Origin of the sequence: Pusillimonas sp. NJUB218, from assembly GCF_003788685.1 — a bacterium.
Lineage (GTDB): Bacteria > Pseudomonadota > Gammaproteobacteria > Burkholderiales > Burkholderiaceae_B > Neopusillimonas.
The window spans coordinates 157,820-174,768 of the sequence record NZ_NQMK01000001.1 but is presented as its reverse complement, the minus strand read 5'-3'; the positions used below and the strand labels follow the sequence as shown (position 1 = coordinate 174,768).

Genomic DNA, 16,949 nt, shown 5'->3' with positions numbered 1-16,949 from the left:
GTCAAGGATGAACGGACGGCGAAACAGCCGATCCGCTTTGAACCATGCCTTCGGAAGCGGCATGCCCATAGGTTTGAATACCAGCACGAATGACCTCGGTTTGTACGCCTAACGACCACGCTGCGGCCACTGCTGCCAGTACGGACTGCGTCAATACCGGCGAAGTTGCCCCATCGATCACAGGCACCATCGCCAGCTCGGTCAACACAGACTGCTCGGCGCCATCCAGCATGAGGATCCAACCGTCTTTTGCGACTACTGCCCGACCGCTGTTGGCGCGGTGCGCAACAATCGCCTCACTGCCCGCCGACATGCCAAACAGCACAACGCTGCCATCGCACAGATCGGCCATTTCAAGAACAGCCGGATCATCGGCATTCAGCACCGCCACGCCATGCTTCTGCACCACATCGATCTGGGTGCGATAGACCTTGAACAATTGGTCGGCATCTTCAATATACAAATCAGGTAAGGTTTCGCCCGCTTCGATGCCTGTTATCACACCTACCCGGCAACGTTCGTAAGCCAGCCCCTCAGTCAGAATGGTTCGGGCGCCATTTTCTACGACAGCGGCCTGAACAGCCGGGTTCAGCAAAATCCGGCGCGCGCAATCCCAACCATCACAGTCGTCTGCGCTAACCAGGCGGCGATCAAATACCAAGCCATCGCTACACGCAAGCCCGACGTAATAACCCTGCAAACGCAGCAAATGCGTCAAGATGCGCGACACCGTCGTTTTACCGCGGCTGCCGGTGATCCCCACCAATGGAATCTGGCCATTGGCGTCGCCTGGAAACAGATGGTTGATAATGGCCTCGCCAACGGGCTGGGCCTCGCCGGCAGAAGGCTTAAGGTGCATCAATAACCCCGGCCCCGCATTGACTTCGACAATGGCGCCGCCCTGCCCAGACAAAGGCAGCGCAATATCGCTGACGACCAGATCAATACCGGCGATGTCCAACCCCACCGCCCGCGCGGCAAGCACAACCAAATCACGGGTTGTGGGGTGTACCTTGTCGGTAACGTCAATCGAGACATTGCCATTGCGTTGAATGAGGACACGCTTGCCTGCGGCAGGCACCGACTGGGCGTTATACCCCTGACGACCAATTTCAAGACGTGCCGCCGAGTCGAGGCGTACGATATTCAGAGGCTGAGTTTCATCACGACCACGACGCGGGTCAGCATTGATCTGAAGCTCAATTAAAGCCTCGATGGTATTGACGCCATCACCTACCACGCTTACCGCGTCACCACGGGCGGCAGCCACCATCTGGTCGCCCACAACCAGTAGACGGTGCTCATCGCCAGGAATAAAGCGCTCGACCAGCACGCCGCTACCTTCATCAACCGCTACGGCGTATGCCGTTTCAATTTCCTCGCGCGTGGTCAGGTTGGTAAAAACACCACGGCCGTGATTGCCGTCGGTCGGCTTGACCACCACCGGCAACCCCAGATCAGTCGCCACCTCCCAGGCCTCATCCACGGTGTCGACTTCTTGCCCCTCGGGCACCGGGACACCGCAACGACCCAAAATTTTGCGCGTGAGATCTTTATTACCTGCAACGCCCTCTGCAATCGCGCTGGTCTGGTCGGTTTCTGCTGTCCAGATACGACGTTGCGCGGCACCGTAACCCAGCTGTACCAGGTTGTGCTCGTCGCTTAAGCGAATCATGGGAATGTCGCGATCATCGGCGGCATTGACGATGGCCTCGGTACTTGGCCCCAACCGCAAATCGGCCGCAATGTCGCGCAATTTCTCGACAACAGCATCGACATCGTAGGGGTGGTCTTCGATGGCCGCCATAACCAGGTCACGGGCGGCCAATACGGCTTCGCGGGTCAGGGGCTCGCACCACGCGCGAACCACTACCTTGTAAACGCCCCGCACCGAGGTTTCGCGCGCGCGGCCCAGGCCACCCGGGAAACCCGCCAACGTTTGCAACTCGAGCGCCACATGCTCAAGGATGTGCGCCGGCCACGTACCATCGCGTAACCGTTGTAAAAAACCACCACGTTCACCGACACTGCAACGGTGCTCAACCAGCCCGGGCAACCATGTCGCCAGACGGTCGTTAAAGCCAGGTAAGAGGTTGGAGGGGTAATCTTCGAGCTCGCCGATATCGACCCAAACTTCAAGCAAAGGTCTATACGCCCAGATACTGGGGCCGCGCAAAGAAAACATCCGAAGGATATTGATCTGTTTTCTGGACATGAGAAAAAGCCGGAGGACGGCAAAAGAGATACGCTGGAACCCAGAGAATTCTGGTGCACAAATTAGACTCCTGCCGCAGCAACTGTGCAACAAAATACTCGCGCCAGATCACGTCTGACGCGATAATGTCGCAAATCTGCATAAACCCGCCCTTTGCTCTGGTCTTCGCCGCCTCACGCTCCTTTCATGACTGCTCCCACCTCTATAACCTTGCCCGTTGCCGGGCAGTACACGCGCGAATGGCTCGACCAGATCCAGACGAAACTCCTGGCTGATGAACGCCTGATCGGCTGGATGGCCCTTGATCTGGACACAGACATGGCATTCCGGGCCGGCATCTTGGTGCTGACCAATCAACGCCTGCTCTCACGACACGCGGAACAGGCCGATTGGGACGCACACACGCTGTCATCCGAAAGCCAGCTCGACCATGTCGACCAGCACGGCGTAGGTCATATCAACCTACACAATGGCAAGGCCACCACAGGCCGGTGGCACTACACGCTAAGCCAGGGGCTGGCGGCAAGGCATTTGCTTGACCAGTTTGCAGCCTTCAAGCACGGCCACCCCGTCGCAGACACTGCGACAGCCCAACCCGAGGTCACCGCACCCGCTAACCTCGTCAGCCCGCCTTCAACCTGGGCGCTGTTCCGGCTGTGGCGCTTTGCCCGGCCCTACCAATGGCCTTTATTCATCGGGTTTGTGCTGACTATCACTTCAACAGCCGCCGCGTTGGTTCCCCCCTATCTGACCATGCCGCTGATGGACAAGGTGCTCATCCCTTTCCAGAATGGCGTACCTATCGACTGGACCCTGGTCAAATACTACCTTGGGGGTCTGCTGCTGGCGTCGTTGCTTGCCTGGGTACTGGGCTGGGGCCGCACCTACCTGCTGGCCAAAGTCAGCGAACGCATCGGCGCCGACCTGCGCACCACCGCCTATCAACACTTGCAAACCCTGTCGCTGCAATACTTTGGCGGCAAACGGACAGGCGACCTGATTTCCCGCATCGGTTCAGAGTCTGACCGGCTCTGCGTTTTTTTGTCGCTGCACCTGCTCGATTTTTTAACCGACGTCCTGATGATCGTCATGACGGCCATCATTTTGTTCTCGATCAACCCGTGGCTGGCGGTGGTCACGCTAATACCGCTACCCTTCATTGCCTGGCTGATTCATCTGGTACGTGATCGGCTGCGCCATGGTTTCGAACGCGCCGACCGGGTCTGGTCAGAACTGACCAACGTACTGACCGATACCATTCCCGGCATTCGCGTGGTCAAGGCCTTCGCCCAAGAAAAACGCGAAGTGCAACGGTTTCGCGACGCCAACGACCGCAACCTGGTCATTAACGATCGGGTCAACCGTTTATGGGCGCTGTTCTCACCCACCGTCACTTTCCTGACCGAAATCGGTTTGTTGGTCGTGTGGGGCTTTGGCATATGGCTGGTTTCGGTTGAAGAAATCACGGTGGGGGTACTGACCGCCTTCCTGACCTATATCAGCCGGTTCTATATCCGGCTCGATGCCATGAGCCGGATCGTGTCGCACACCCAGCGCGCTGCAGCAGGCGCCAAGCGTATTTTCGACATTCTCGATCATGTTTCAAGCGTCCCAGAGCCCATCAAACCCAAGCACCTCGCCCGCGTCGAGGGCGGGTTGCAACTGAACCGCATCGGCTTTCGTTACGGCAGCCGACAAGTCATTCATAACCTCAGCCTAGATATTCGGCCCGGCGAAATGATTGGCCTGGTCGGTCATAGCGGTTCAGGCAAAAGTACGCTGGTCAACCTGATCTGTCGCTTCTACGACGTGACAGAAGGCAGTGTCCGCATCGACGGGGTCGACATCCGCGACCTGCCCATCGCCGAGTACCGGCGCCACATTGGTCTGGTCCTGCAAGAGCCCTTCCTGTTTTTTGGCACCATCGCCGAGAACATTGCCTATGGCAAGCCCGAGGCCTCGCGCGAGGACATCATTGCTGCAGCCAAGGCGGCACATGCTCACGAGTTCATTTTGCGACTGCCCCATGGCTACGACTCGCTGGTCGGCGAGCGTGGTCAGGCACTCTCCGGCGGCGAACGCCAGCGTATTTCCATCGCGCGCGCGTTGCTTATTGATCCGCGCATCCTCATTCTTGACGAAGCCACGTCGTCGGTCGACACGAGCACTGAGAAAGAAATCCAGACAGCCCTGGACAACCTGGTCAAAGGCCGCACAACCATTTCTATCGCCCATCGCCTCAGCACGTTGCGCAAGGCCGATCGCCTGGTCGTCATGGACAAGGGACAGGTCGTAGAAACTGGCCGTCACGACGACTTGCTGGCCAAAAACGGCGCCTACGCCCGCCTGTATCACGCGCAATCACAACTCAACGATCTTCAACCGGCATCGGCCGGCAGCGAACGCCATGACAACGACGACTAATCTTGATTTGATCCGCGATGCCATGGGCCATTTGCAACTGCGCCACGACGGTCAAACCTGTCGGGTATCGGCGGTTCGCAACTTCCCCATTACTGCCCCGGCCGAAGCCATTTCACTGGTCAGCCCCGAAGGCAAGGAACTAGCACAAGTGGCCAACCTTGAGGGCCTGGACGCGGCCACCCGCGCCCTGATTGAGTCAGACTTGACCCAGCGCGAGTTCACGCCAGCCATCTTGCGTATTGCGCGAATATCAAGCCGCGCGACACCCAGCACCTGGGACATCGAGACCGACCGCGGCCCCACTCGCCTGACCCTCAAAGGTGAAGAAGACATCCGACGCCTGAACGCGTCGACCCTGCTGATCACCGATAGCCATGGGGTGCAGTTCTTGCTGAAGTCGCTGTCATCCCTCGATCGACATAGCCGCCGCCTGCTCGACCACTTCCTGTAAAAAATCGGGCCGGCAATAACACCGGCCCGAGGCATGCATTACACGACAGAGACAGCTTACGCCGACAACGCCGGACGCGCGCGAGGCAAGGCCCGACGCCGTTCTTCGTCGACGACGACAATAGCGTCAAGATCAATCTTGAACGTGGCCACCAACTGAGCCAACGTACCCGCTTGCTCACGCATGCTGTCAGAAGCTGCGGAAGCCTCTTCAACCAGGGCCGCATTCTGTTGCGTCACTTGATCCATTTGAGCCACGGCGTCATTCACTTGGCTAATGCCGGTACTTTGCTCGTGACTGGACGACGAAATTTCGGCAATGATGTCAGCCACCCGCTTGATACTGTTGACGGTTTCTTCCATGCTGGTGCCGGCTTCAGCCACCAGGCGATTGCCCTCTTCGGTAATCGATACGGCCGAATCAATCAGACCTTTGATTTCCTTGGCGGCCTGCGCACTGCGCTGGGCCAACGAACGCACCTCGGCCGCCACCACGGCAAAGCCTTTGCCTTGCTCGCCGGCGCGGGCCGCTTCAACAGCGGCATTCAGCGCCAGAATATTGGTCTGAAAAGCAATGCCGTCGATCACACTGATGATGTCGACAATTTGCTTGGCTGATGCATTGATAGAGCCCATCACGCCCACCACCTGAGACACCCGGTCGCCGCTTTGCTCGGCCACACGGGCCGCTGTGCCAGACAAACGATTGGCTTCATTGGCGTTATCGGCGTTCTGTTTCACCGTGGTAGTCAACTCTTCCATCGTGGCGGCGGTTTCTGCCAGAGACGACGCCTGCTCTTCGGTGCGGGCCGACAAGTCAATGTTACCCGCAGCAACCTGGCCGGCCGCTGTGGCAATCGATTCAGCCCCCGATCGGACGTCGGCCACGACACCCAGCAAATTGTCATTCATGCGCTTGAGCGCACGCAACAAGGTAGCGACCTCATCGTCACCACGGATTTCGACATGACTGGTCAGATCGCGTTTGGCCACAGTTTCGGCAAAACCCACGGCACGGCGCAGCGGCACAACGATAGAGCGCGTAATGAAGAACGCCAGCAAAATGCCCAGCACCACCGCACCGACACCCACCACGATAATCAAAACAATGCCGAACTCGTTGTCCCTGTTAAGACGTTCGCCATCCTTCTGAATTTGGTTCTGCTGGTTGGCCTGCAAGGCATCAACGGCATTCATGTAGTGGTCGCGCAAAACGTCCATATCTTTCTGGAAGAATTGATTCGCTTCGTCGAAACGCCCCTCTTGCTGAGCCTTCAGCGCCTTTGCACGGGCCTCGCGATATTCGGCGCGACGCTGCTGAGCGGCCTCGAAAAGGCGAATAGCCTCTTCATTCACCAATGCTTTACGTAACTCGGCCTGAATCTCTTCAGAGCGTGCGGTCAGACTTTCAATCTCTTTGGTAAACGCCGTGTATTGATCAGGTTCAACAATCAAGGACAAGGCCGCAGTGCGGACCGTGTTCAACTCGATTATTCGGTTCCAGTCTCGCGTCAATCGCTCGTTATTTACACGAACATTAATAATGTTGTCAGCCGTTTCGGTAGCCGCCTGCATGCGCAACACCCCCACCACCGCTAAAACCGCAATCAACAAAAGCATCACCAGAAACGCCAGCGACAGCCGGGCTCCGATTTTTAACTTACTCAATTTATTTCTCCGTGGCGCGCGCCGGCGCCGGTGACAGTACGTGTCGTAAACTATGACGTAACTTTGGGGTAACGGCAGAAATGCGCCGAAATTTAGATTTTTTTACAAATGAATCGGCTATACGGCCTAGGTAAAAACCTAGGCCGCACGACTAGCCAGCCCTACTTATTTTTGCAGCAAGGAAAAAATCATGAGCCAGATGGCGGAACTGGGCACCCACCTGACAGGGCTGGAACAACTGAAAACCATGGCCGAACGAGACATTCGTTGCGGCCTAGGAGAAACACTGGACATCAAGATGACCGAGGCTCATGATGGCCGAGTCGTTTTTGAAGGCACACCCGACGTGCACCTGTACAACCCCAATGCGGTCGTACACGGCGGTTTTATTGCCAGCATGCTTGATTTTGCATGCGGCTATGTTGCGCTAAGCAAAGTAGACCCGGGCTACACCATTGCCACAGTAGAAATCAAAATCTCGTATCACCGCGCCGTAACCAAAGACACCGGCCCTATCAGAGCGATAGGATCGGTGGTGAGTGGCGGGCGACGGATGATTTTTACAGAAGCAAAATTGGTCGACGCCAATAACAAGTTGCTGGCGTCGGCCACATCCAGCGTCATGGTGTTACCTATTGTGCAAGAGCCCGCCACCGACAAAGCATCATGAGGCCGCGCGAGCCCGGCGCACAAACAGGGCCAACAGCGCAAACCCAACCATCGCTGCAGGCACCAATGAGCCGATATTCAACCAATACCACCCCTGTGTAGTCACCAGCGCGCCCGAACTAAACGACGAAAGCGCCATCACAATAAACACAGAAAAATTAATGGCCCCTTGCGCCTTATCGCGTTCTTCGGGCGTATGGGCGCGGGTGGCCAGGCTGGTCGACCCAGTGAACAGGAAGTTCCAGCCCACCCCCAGCAAGAATAATGACACCAGATAGTGCTCGAAGCTGACGCCGGACAATGCAATAAAAATACATGCAAAGTTCAGCACAACGCCGGCCGCCATGATCTCGAGGGCGCCATAGCGCTTGATGAGCGCTCCGGTAAAGAAACCGGGGGCAAACATGCCAATAACATGCCATTGCAATACCATGGCTGTGTCGGCAAACGCAAAACCGTCAACTGCCATGGCCAGCGGGGTCGCGGCCATTAACAGGTTCATGATGCCGTAGCCAAACGCCGCTCCCAGCGCAGCAACAATAAAAATGGGCTGGCGAACAATTTCCGATAGTGCTCTCCCTGTTTCTTTGGGCGCCTGGGTGCGCTTGTCATCGGGGAAACGGATAAAGCGCATGAGCACCATGGCCAACACAGCCAAAACAGCCAGCGCCAGATACGCCCCCATAAAGGGGTATGCCGCCACATCTTTGGTGTAGCGTGCCAGATTGGGACCAATAATCGCGCCAATCAAGCCGCCCGCCAAAACCCAAGAAATCGCCTTGTCGCGCAGGGTCAAAGACACCACCTCGGCGGCGGCAAAACGGTACAACTGCCCATTAGCACTGTAGTAACCCGCAACCACCGTAGCCGCTACCAATAACCAGAACTGTTTGGTAAATACCGCCAGCGCACACAGCAAGGCCGACACCACGGCCACCAACAAGCCAAGCTGAAACGACTTTTTTCGACCAAACCTGCTTTGCGTGCGCGCCACCGGCGCAGTCGACAAGGCGCCGCCGACGACATACCCCATGATCGGCAAGGTCGCCATCCAGGGGACGGGTGTAAGGTCGAGCCCCACCAAACCGTTGATAGCAATGAAGGTCACGTTATTGGTGAAAAAAAGGCCCTGGCAGATAATCAGCAGGACCAGGTCTTTGTTGAAAAGACGTGACGAAGAAGCTTGAGACGACATGTAAACGCCAGAGTATGACCGGACGCATGGATACTGGCTCCATCGCCCGGTTTAGAGTTAAGCCCCTACAGGCTGGGTTGACTTACAAGGCTTTAAGTTGGGCCTCAAGGCGGCCTTTAAGCGACGGGTCAAGCCTGAGTTGACGGGCCAGCTCATCGAGGTAGGCGCGCTCCATAAAGCTTTCTTCGTCGACCACCAGCAAACTGGCCAGATAAACCTCAGCAGCCATTTCGGGGGTGGTCGCCATGGACGCCACAGCAGCCGGATCGGCCGGCTTTTGCAGTTCGGCATCGAACCATGCGCGATCGGCCGGGCTACTGGCCACACGCAAGACCTCGCCTTCAATCAATTCACGCTCTTGCGGGCCGATATGACCATCGGCCTTGGCGGCAGCAATCATGGCCGCCAGCACTACACGGCTGTGTTGCTCGGCATCAGAGGCAGACCAGCCCAGGGCCGCAGGTGCCGCCGCTGCGGGCACAGCCCCATAACCTTGAGCAGGCGCGGGCGGCACCGGCGCTTGCCCTGCAGGCGCCTGCTTTCCCGACTGCCAGTCTTGGTAGGCTTTTAACGCCACTGCCCCCAATGCTGCGGCCGCGCCATAAGTGGCCACCTTGCCACCCATTTTTCGGAATTTTTTATTACCCAGCAGCAAACCCAGCACACCGCCAGCCACGGCGCCACCGCCAAAGCCGCCCATGCCCTTGCTTTTGGCCATATCGCCCAACGCACCGCCAGCCGACTGACCCAGGCCTTGACCTGACTGCAACACCTGTTTCAATAAGTCTTGTACCGACATTGCACTACCTCTTTAAAAATCGTAGCGGGCGCCCACCAAAAACACACGGCCACCGTTAATGCCCGACACCGACTCGGCCAGACCGCCACGCTTGGCCGTAATAGCCGCCGTATTGCGTTCGTAATAGATCTCGGCAAAAAGCTTCAACTGGTCGTTGTATTGATGATCGAACCCAAGGTGCACAATCGTATCACCGTAATCTTGCACATTGGCCAACATAGCCCGCACTGTATTAGCGCCAAATGTGTAAGCAGCCATGACATTCACCGCCTGGTTACCATCGCGCGAAAAACTACCCGGCGTTTGGTTGCCCGAATCAAACCATTCGTATTTGGCCGCAAAATACCAGGGGCCTTCGGTGTGCGAGGCCGACAGGCCGTAAATACGATTGCGGCCAAATCCGGCCTGGCCGCGGTCGTCCATGCCAGCCGAAATAAGGCTACCCGCAAATGGCGCATACGATGCAGTGACCTGAACCCGCCTATCGTCGATACGTGCCGCAGACCGTCGGTTGCCAGACGGCGCCGAATACGAGCCCGCAAACGAAAGACCGAGAATTTCGGGGCTGTAGTAGGACACGGTATCGGCCACCCGCGACGATGTATAGGTAGCAAAACCACTGTAATAGCTGTTGAACTGATCCAACGGCGCCGCAATGGCGTTGTAGTAAGGCATCCATTGCTGGCCGTACGTTAGCTTGCCCAGGCGCGTATCCAGACCAACCTGGGCCAGTCGCAGACGCGCCCCCTTGTCGCGTCCCGCCCCACCTTGATCGTAAGGGTCCCGAAACCGCAGGTTGGCGGTATCAAACGGGACTTCGACCTGGCCAAACACCGCAAAATTTTCACTGAAGCGGTAGCCCGCCTTAACCCCCAAGCGGGAATACGCGTCGCGCAGTCCGACGTAGTCGTCCATAGCGCCTCGATCGTGAGGTCGAACCGCTTCAGCCTGCATACGCACCGACCCATAGACCTGCGCACTGGCACCCAACACGTCGGTTTGGGCGGCGGCCATCCCGGCGGTAAGGCTCAGCACCACGCAAACGGCCACTACTGCCTTAGGGCGAGCCTGCTCATGGGCGTGACAAACCGCGCCATTATTAAAAAGTAGTCGGCTCATGTTTCCCCCTGTCATCGCCTAAGGCTTGTCGGCCAGCGCGCGAAGACGGCGGCGAAGCTCACGCTCCTTGCGCTGCTCTTCACGCCACTCGGCCCGAATGGCACGCCACAACGAATACACCGTCAGAACAATCACCACAGCAAACGGTAGTGCAAAAACGATAGTGGCCGTTTGTACCGCTTGCACGCCACCGGCCAGCAATAGGCTGGCTGCAATACCCGCAATCAGCAGCCCCCAAAGAATTTTTACCTGTGTGCTGGGGTCTTTAGTACCACCAGTGCTCATGATGCCCAACACCAAGGTCGCCGAGTCACCCGACGTGACGAAGAACACCAGAACCAAAATGGTCGCCACCACCGACATCAGCAGGCCAAAAGGCAGGGCCTCGAACATCGTAAACAAGGCAGTCGATACGTCAGCTTTAACCGCCTCGGCCAAAGGCACCGAAGCCCAGATCTCCATGTGCAAGGCCGTCCCCCCGAACACGGAGAACCACACGAAGCCGGCCAGCGTAGGCGCAAATACCGTCCCAAGGATAAACTCGCGAATAGTTCGCCCCTTGGAAACCCGGGCAATAAACAGACCCACGAAAGGCGACCAGGAAATCCACCACGCCCAGTAAAAGACTGTCCAGCCGCTGACCCAACCGCTCTCGCGAAACGGCGTCGTTCGCAGACTCATACGCACAAATTCGCTGGCGTAAGCGCCAAGCGTTGTGGTGAAAGTATCGATAATGGCTACCGTCGGCCCCAGCACGAACACTGCCAGCATGAGCAGCAAAGCCAGTACCAGGTTGATGTTGGATAACCATTTAATGCCGCGCGACACGCCCGTCACTGCCGACGTCAGGAACAACACGGTGGTAACGGCAATGATGGCGACCTGAGTGCCCGCACTGATCTGCAAACCAAACACAGCATTAAGCCCGCTGTTGATTTGCAGCGCCCCGATGCCCAATGAAGCCGCCACACCAAAAGCTGTGGCAATCACTGCCAGCACGTTAACCAAAGCCGACAACCGAGGCGCCCAAGACCAGGGCAAGGCGTCGGTCGCTGCACTAACCAAGGCCGGCTTACCTCGACGAAATGAGAAGAACGCAATGGCTAACGCAACCACGCTGTACACCGCCCAAGGATGCAAGCCCCAATGAAAGAAGCTGTAGCGCATGGCGGCATTGGCCGCTTCAGGCGTTTGTGGAGCAATACCCGGCGGCGGCGCGCCATAGTGTGAAATGGGCTCGGCCACACCCCAGAAGACCAGGCCAATACCCATGCCGGCCGCAAAAAGCATAGCAAACCAACTCACCAGAGAGAACTCTGGCTCGTCGTCTTCACCGCCCAGTTTCAGGTCGCCATAGCGGCTGAACACCAGCAGAGCGGCGACGACCACCAGACCCAGCACGACCCATAAGTAAAGCCAGCCGAAGTTGACGCTGATGGTGCCAAGCAAATAATTGAATACGCTGCCTAACGAATCGGGCGCGACGACGCCCCAGACAACAAAAAGCAAAATCAAACCCGCCGAAAGCAGTAATTGCATTTGGGGTCTCCGGTTTAAAACACCTGAGCATTTTACATTTTGAAGCAAAGGTAGCCATCAAAATTGGCCTGGGACAAGCCTGATCAAGGTTTCATGGGCTTGCTTCAGAGAGAAATAAAGCCTGAACCAGTTGATCAACCAACTGATGCGCTTCGGCCAAATCGGCCTGCTTTCCTGTCACCAGCGCTTCGAGCAAGCAGCGTCCCAACGTGCCGCCGAACAGCACGTCAGCCAACTGGTCATCGGGCAGTTTGGCCCCGCGTTGAGATGCAGGAATTTGACGCACGGCCTCTATAAGTGACTGTCGCCCCGCCATGAAGGCCATTTCATAGAAAATGCCGCTGGCAACCCCCAAGCCGGCATTTTCGCTAATGGCCACGCGACACAAGCGTATGTGCCGCTCAGACAATACATGGTCAGCCACCAGTTTTAAGCGCATTGCCAGCAATTGCACAGGATCTTCGCCATCTGCTTTTTCGATAGCATTTGCCCAGATGTCTGATGCACTGACCAAGGCCGTCAACAATGCTCGCTTGTCGGTAAAGCATACGTAAAGCGATTTCTTCGACATGCCCGCCTCGGCGGCTATGTCGGCCATAGTGACGCGCTCATATCCACGCTCGCCGAATAGCCTTTCGGCCGCATCAAAAATTATCTTGATGCGCTCTTGCGTAGACATGACGGGTGGGCGCCCAAGGCGCGGTGAGGACACTTTCGAGGTCATGGTCTAAAACTAATCTTGACTTAGGAAACCCATTGGTTTCATAATATACACCCTTTTACTCTCGCAGAACTGGCAGGTATAACAATCTTGTTACCGGCCAAGCCCAAATGACACCATCACACGCCGACGCTCCTCGTCAAGGCATCTCACTTCCGATTATTCTAATTGCCCTGACGGCCATCGGCCCCCTGGGTATCGACATGTACTTGCCTGTCATTCCCGACATGGCCAAGGCATTAGATACGACCGAAGGCGCCGTTCAGCTTAGCCTGATGACGTTCTTCATCGGCCTAATGCTGGGTCAATTGGCGTATGGCCCTCTTTCCGATAAATTCGGCCGTAAGCCCCTCATTTATCTGGGCCTGGGCATTTTCACACTGGGCTCGATCGGCTGCGCTTTAGCCGACAATATCGTGGCATTCCAATGGTTGCGCTTCGTTCAGGGCATTGGCGCTTCGATTGGCATGGTCATTGCCTTTGCGATTGCCAAAGACCTTTTCAAGGGCCAAGCACTGGGCAGCATGATGTCGCTGATATTGGCCGCGCTGGGTTTGTGCCCCATTCTTGCGCCCATGTTGGGCAACCTGGTTGCCCAACTGGACTCATGGCGTGCCATATTCTGGACACTCATGATGTATGGGCTAATACTAGGCGCAGGGGCGGCAATCTTGTTACCCGAAACGAGGGGCCATGCCGAACGCAAGGCCACCTTGGTTGGTCAGACACTTCAAAACTACAAAAAAATTCTGATCAATCGCGCGTTCCTGCCTTATGCCTTGGCATTATGCATTGCCCAAGCCGGCTTTTTTACCTATATCGCCGGGTCAGCCAGTGTATTCATCAGTCAATTCAATTTTTCGCCCACACAGTTCAGCCTGTTGTTTGCGCTAAATGCGCTAGGTCTGGTCGCCGCGTCAATCAGCAACCCAAAGCTGCATGCACGCTTCGGCCCTGTAGCAACCTACCGTTTTGCCAACACCACTTACTTTGGACTTATGGCCCTACTGCTGCTGTATCTGGCAGCCGGGGGGACGAACGTCATTATCTTGTCGACAGGCCTGTTTTTCGCTTTGGCCATGATGGGGTTCATTATGCCAACAGGCAGTACGTTAGCCTTAATGGAACAACGGCAATTGGCCGGAACGGCATCTGCATTGCTAGGCGCCATGCAGTTCGGTGCGGGGGCCGTCATGACGGCGCTTTCAGGTGCGCTGGCCGGCTTGGGCGCAACCGGCATGGTGCTGTTAATGACAACCAGCAGCGTCGTTTCGGCCCTTATTTGCTGGACACTATTTCCCAAACGGCTTCGCTAGAAGCGCAACCCCATACGCGCTAAGCCACGCCCGACAACGACGGCGCGCTAGACACAATGACGGCCTAACGTGGCTTAAGTAGCGGTATCTTGCCCAGGCGCCAGTTGCGCAAACCAGGCGCGTGGCGAAATGCCGCGGTCGGGGCCAAGCATCGAAAAGCCACCGTCGACGGGCACGTCGGCTCCGGTCATCCACGAGGCCTTGTCGGTAGCCAAGAACGATACGACATGGCCAATTTCCTCGCCGCGCCCAACTCGCCCCAAAGGGTGAAAGTGGGCGCCAACAGCGTCGGCAGTTTCGATAGAACCACCACTCATCGACTCGGTCGAAGGCGACCACGTCCAGGCCGGCGACACCGACAAAACCCGAATGCCTTTGGGTGCAAGATCGACGGCAAAATTGCGTGTAATTTGCAAAATAGCGGCCTTTGACGCCGGGTAAATGGCACGGCCCGCCGCGCCAAATTTACCCCCCGTACTGCCCAGATTGATGACCACCGACCCTGGTGCCATGTGCGGCACAGCCTTTTGCGTAAAAATGGCCGCTGAAATCAGGTTGACGTTCAGGGTTTGAAACCACTGCTCACGCGAAGACGCCAACCCCTGATCGGCATAACTGCAGGCATTATTGACCAGCATATCGATGCGCCCGAACCGCTTGACCGCAAACGCTATGCACCGATCGATCGCCTCGTCGGAAGTCACGTCGGTTTCGAAGAAAACAGCACGCTCACCGATACCGGCGGCCACTTTATTACCTGCCTCGGCGCCGCGGCCGACCAGCACCACATGGGCGCCATCGTCGGCCAACACCTTGGCAATATCGGCGCCCAGGCCCTGAGAGGCTCCGGTAACAATGGCAACCTTACCGCCCAAGGGCAACTGCAGTGTTTGTGCTTGTGTCAATGTTTTCTCCTGACGTTGATCTTCCAACAAGGCTTGGCCCAGTCAATTTACATATGCATGTCAAGCATGCCGAAGACGCCTTCACAGTTGGTCAGATTGACGCGCTTCAGGTGAATCGCCCAACCGCCGGACTCGGTGGCGGCCAGCTTGTGATACACCGTCGCGCCCAACTGGCGCGGCTCGTTGCGGTACTCGGTAAGCTGCAGGCTGGAGCGCACAATAATGCGGCCTTCAGCATCGGCGCCATCGATCATGACATTGCCTACGAGGCGGCTACCGTAAGTCGGCGGATGCTGCGACCAGTTGCGGGCGTGGTTAACACGGCGCACACGCACCTCGCGCAGCATCGCATCTTCCCAGAACAGCGACACATGGTCGAACGGGTTTTCTTGCCCCTGTTTGCGAGGCGCCCAGTAACGGCCTTCCGGCGTCCAAAGTTTCAGCCAGTCATCAAGCTTGCGATCATCAAGCAAACGCGCTTCGTGGAACAGAAACTGCTGGATGCTGTGGTAAGTCTCCAGCGAAGGAGAAAGGCTGGAAACAGGTTCAACGGAAAAGTCAAAAGTACGATCAAGCAGCATGGTGATTACTCCTGTGACTGTGCGCTGTTACCGGACAGCATGTACTGCTTCCAGGCCGCAAACTGGTTACGCATGGGCAGCTCGCTGGTGCCATTGACCGACACGGTGCCTTCGGGGGTTTCTTTATCGGTGCCGGCATAACGGTGATGACTGACCCACTCGCCGCCACGGGTCATATTGCCCTCTTGGCAACGGCGATAAAGTTCGACATCGTCTGGCATGACGTTGGACGATGGCGAGTTAATGACGTTGGTGTACGTCAAGGCGCGGTCAAATACCGAGTCAGGCGCGCCTTTCAGGCGGAACGTCTGGATTTCGATAAGTGTGCGATTGACGCTGATGGGGCGAATAACGCGGAACTGCTGGAACACTGTATGGGGCGAGCCGCTGCCGTAGATAACGGTGTTGTGGCGGTTCATACCCAAAATGGCACGCGCCTTTTCTTCGCCATGCACAGCCGCCAACGACTCGAAGTGCGCGCGCGAGACCGGGTCGCGGGTGGCCGCGGCGGGGTCAAAAATGGCTTCCATGTAGCCGTGGCCATTCTTGTAGGCACGCAGCTCAAGCTTTTCCCAGAATTCGTAAGGCTCACCGTTGCCGTCCATAATCAGCAGCTCGAACGGCATTTCACCCAGATGTTGGGCTTCATCACGCGCAGCCATGAAGGACGATTCATGCGTAATGGGCGCGTGCATGGTGTCATGAAGGTTCTCGTAGAAGACCTTCCAGTTGGACAACTGCATCACCTGGAATACACCACCAACGACCTCGACCTCGCCTTCGGGCGAACGGTCGCACAGGTTATCGATAGAGGACGCGGCACCGTCAAGGAAGGTCACCAGATCAGGGCCTTCAGCCGACTGGCTGGCAAACACAAAGCCGCGATACGAGTCGACACGCGCCAGGGGACGCATGGAGAAATCGGGGTGAGACTTGTCGAAGGTCGTACCTTCCATGCCATTGCGCAACGGTACCGACAGCAACGAACCGTCAAGCTTGAATGTCCAGGCGTGGTAGGGGCAGCGGAAAAACTTCCCTGCACAGCCATCGCCCTGGGCAACCAGTTGCGCCCCTTTGTGCGGGCAGCGGTTATAAAGCACATTGATCTTGCCATCCGTGCCCCGTGTCATGATCACGTCTTGGTCACCGATACGCGTGGTGTGGTAGTCGCCTGGGTTTTTCACCTGGCTTTCATGACCAACGTAAATCCAGGCCTGACCATAAATGCGGTCCATTTCCAGCTGGAAAAGCTCGGGATCGGTGTATACCCGTTTATGTACGCTGTCTGAACGAACCAGACCCGCAATTTCCTCGTTGCTGATGCTCATGTTGTCCTCCAAACGGTTCA

Annotated in this window: 14 protein-coding genes; 4 read left to right on the top strand and 10 right to left on the bottom strand. The window is 56.9% G+C overall.

Going from position 1 to position 16,949, the window contains the following annotated elements; all coding sequences use genetic code 11:
- Position 1 precedes the first annotated feature (1 nt).
- Complete coding sequence (gene cphA, locus CHR62_RS00825) at positions 2 to 2,215, bottom strand: cyanophycin synthetase (RefSeq protein ID WP_123659693.1); 2,214 nt, start codon at positions 2,213 to 2,215, stop codon at positions 2 to 4.
- A gap of 186 nt (positions 2,216 to 2,401) precedes the next feature.
- Between cphA and CHR62_RS00820 the strand changes: the two genes are divergently transcribed.
- Positions 2,402 to 4,639: an ABC transporter ATP-binding protein gene (locus CHR62_RS00820; protein WP_123659692.1), complete on the top strand. Its 2,238-nt coding sequence runs from the start codon at positions 2,402 to 2,404 to the stop codon at positions 4,637 to 4,639.
- Complete coding sequence (locus CHR62_RS00815) at positions 4,623 to 5,090, top strand: DUF1854 domain-containing protein (RefSeq protein ID WP_093969901.1); 468 nt, start codon at positions 4,623 to 4,625, stop codon at positions 5,088 to 5,090. The genes CHR62_RS00820 and CHR62_RS00815 overlap by 17 nt, the downstream gene beginning before the upstream one ends.
- A gap of 56 nt (positions 5,091 to 5,146) precedes the next feature.
- Here CHR62_RS00815 and CHR62_RS15955 read toward each other — a convergent pair whose 3' ends face one another.
- Positions 5,147 to 6,757, bottom strand: a complete 1,611-nt coding sequence (locus tag CHR62_RS15955; RefSeq protein ID WP_123659691.1) for a methyl-accepting chemotaxis protein — start codon at positions 6,755 to 6,757, stop codon at positions 5,147 to 5,149.
- Between the two features lie 190 nt (positions 6,758 to 6,947).
- Here CHR62_RS15955 and CHR62_RS00805 point away from each other — a divergent pair, with 190 nt between their 5' ends.
- The gene (locus CHR62_RS00805; protein WP_093969903.1) at positions 6,948 to 7,427 is read left to right on the top strand and encodes a PaaI family thioesterase; all 480 of its coding nucleotides are present in this window, start codon (positions 6,948 to 6,950) and stop codon (positions 7,425 to 7,427) included.
- Here CHR62_RS00805 and CHR62_RS00800 read toward each other — a convergent pair.
- From CHR62_RS00800 to CHR62_RS00780, 5 genes are all read right to left on the bottom strand, one after another.
- Positions 7,422 to 8,621: an MFS transporter gene (locus CHR62_RS00800; RefSeq protein ID WP_093969904.1), complete on the bottom strand. Its 1,200-nt coding sequence runs from the start codon at positions 8,619 to 8,621 to the stop codon at positions 7,422 to 7,424. The two genes, CHR62_RS00805 and CHR62_RS00800, sit on opposite strands and share 6 nt — an antisense overlap.
- An 82-nt stretch (positions 8,622 to 8,703) precedes the next feature.
- A complete protein-coding gene (locus CHR62_RS00795; RefSeq protein WP_123659690.1) occupies positions 8,704 to 9,420 on the bottom strand; it encodes a tellurite resistance TerB family protein in 717 nt (238 codons plus the stop codon).
- Positions 9,421 to 9,432: 12 nt separating this feature from the next.
- Positions 9,433 to 10,539 (bottom strand): porin, encoded by a 1,107-nt coding sequence (locus CHR62_RS00790; protein WP_123659689.1) that lies wholly within the window; start codon positions 10,537 to 10,539, stop codon positions 9,433 to 9,435.
- A gap of 18 nt (positions 10,540 to 10,557) precedes the next feature.
- Positions 10,558 to 12,078 (bottom strand): BCCT family transporter, encoded by a 1,521-nt coding sequence (locus CHR62_RS00785; RefSeq protein ID WP_123659688.1) that lies wholly within the window; start codon positions 12,076 to 12,078, stop codon positions 10,558 to 10,560.
- Between the two features lie 91 nt (positions 12,079 to 12,169).
- A complete protein-coding gene (locus tag CHR62_RS00780) occupies positions 12,170 to 12,802 on the bottom strand; it encodes a TetR/AcrR family transcriptional regulator (RefSeq protein WP_123659687.1) in 633 nt (210 codons plus the stop codon).
- Positions 12,803 to 12,909: 107 nt separating this feature from the next.
- On the opposite strand from CHR62_RS00780, the gene CHR62_RS00775 reads away from it, so the two are divergent.
- On the top strand, positions 12,910 to 14,115 hold the full coding sequence (locus CHR62_RS00775; RefSeq protein WP_123659686.1) for a multidrug effflux MFS transporter: 1,206 nt from the start codon (positions 12,910 to 12,912) through the stop codon (positions 14,113 to 14,115).
- Positions 14,116 to 14,189: 74 nt separating this feature from the next.
- Here the strand turns inward: CHR62_RS00775 and CHR62_RS00770 are convergent, their stop codons facing one another.
- From CHR62_RS00770 to CHR62_RS00760, 3 genes are read right to left on the bottom strand one after another with little or no spacing between them, the layout of a single operon-like run.
- Positions 14,190 to 15,020, bottom strand: a complete 831-nt coding sequence (locus tag CHR62_RS00770) for an SDR family oxidoreductase (protein ID WP_233574780.1) — start codon at positions 15,018 to 15,020, stop codon at positions 14,190 to 14,192.
- A gap of 47 nt (positions 15,021 to 15,067) precedes the next feature.
- Complete coding sequence (locus tag CHR62_RS00765) at positions 15,068 to 15,601, bottom strand: aromatic-ring-hydroxylating dioxygenase subunit beta (RefSeq protein WP_093969910.1); 534 nt, start codon at positions 15,599 to 15,601, stop codon at positions 15,068 to 15,070.
- A gap of 5 nt (positions 15,602 to 15,606) precedes the next feature.
- The gene (locus CHR62_RS00760; protein ID WP_093969911.1) at positions 15,607 to 16,929 is read right to left on the bottom strand and encodes an aromatic ring-hydroxylating dioxygenase subunit alpha; all 1,323 of its coding nucleotides are present in this window, start codon (positions 16,927 to 16,929) and stop codon (positions 15,607 to 15,609) included.
- Between the last annotated feature and the right edge of the window lie 20 nt (positions 16,930 to 16,949).